General features: G+C 74.4%; 2 protein-coding genes. One reads left to right on the forward strand and one right to left on the reverse strand.

The features are described from left to right. Positions 1-196 (reverse strand): hypothetical protein (locus HUX53_RS29740; protein ID WP_176406537.1); only part of this gene is annotated, 196 nt, incomplete at its 3' end. A gap of 75 nt (positions 197-271) precedes the next feature. Here HUX53_RS29740 and HUX53_RS29745 point away from each other — a divergent pair. Beyond that, positions 272-607: a hypothetical protein gene (locus tag HUX53_RS29745; protein WP_176406538.1), complete on the forward strand. Its 336-nt coding sequence runs from the start codon at positions 272-274 to the stop codon at positions 605-607. The last annotated feature ends 73 nt before the right edge of the window (positions 608-680 follow it).

The raw sequence follows: 680 nt of genomic DNA on the forward strand, positions 1-680 counted from the left end.
GGAGGGAGTGGCGCTCGCGGTCGTGCAGGGAGCGCGGGAGGTTGGCGGCGGTGAGGGCGGGGTCGCGGCCGGGGAAGCCGCCGAGGGCGAGGAGGGGGCGCCCGGTCGCCAGGGTGTTCGAGGACGCCTCCTGGGCGGTGGAGACGGGGACGAGCCAGGTGGCGCCGCCCTGGTTCCGCTCCAGGTAGGAGATCATCGCGGGGTCGGCGCGCCCGCCGGGCCCGCCTCCCCCGCCGAAGCCGCCGGGCCCGGCGGGCGCGCCGACACCGCGATGATCTCCTACCTGGAGCGGAACCAGGGCGGCGCCACCTGGCTCGTCGCCGTCTCCAGCGCCCAGGAGGCGTCCTCGATCATCCTGGAGACCGGGCGCCCCGTCATCGCCATGGGCGGCTTCACCGGCAGCGACCCCGCCATGACCGCCGACAAACTCCAGCGGTACGTGCAGGACGGCGAGCTCCGCTACATCCTCCTCAGCGGACGCATGGGACCGGGAGGCGGCAGCTCCGACGTCACCGCCTGGGTCCAGCAGCACGGAACCCTCGTCGACGCGACCGAGTACGGCTCGTCCTCCGGCACCACCGGCGCCCAGCTGTACAGGCTCGCCTGACCCACGGGAAGCAGCATGACCTCCACGATCCAGGCCGCCCCGCCCCCGCACCGCACCCCTTAAGCACATGCCC

The sequence above is a fragment of the Actinomadura sp. BRA 177 genome (assembly GCF_013372625.1).
Lineage (GTDB): Bacteria > Actinomycetota > Actinomycetes > Streptosporangiales > Streptosporangiaceae > Spirillospora.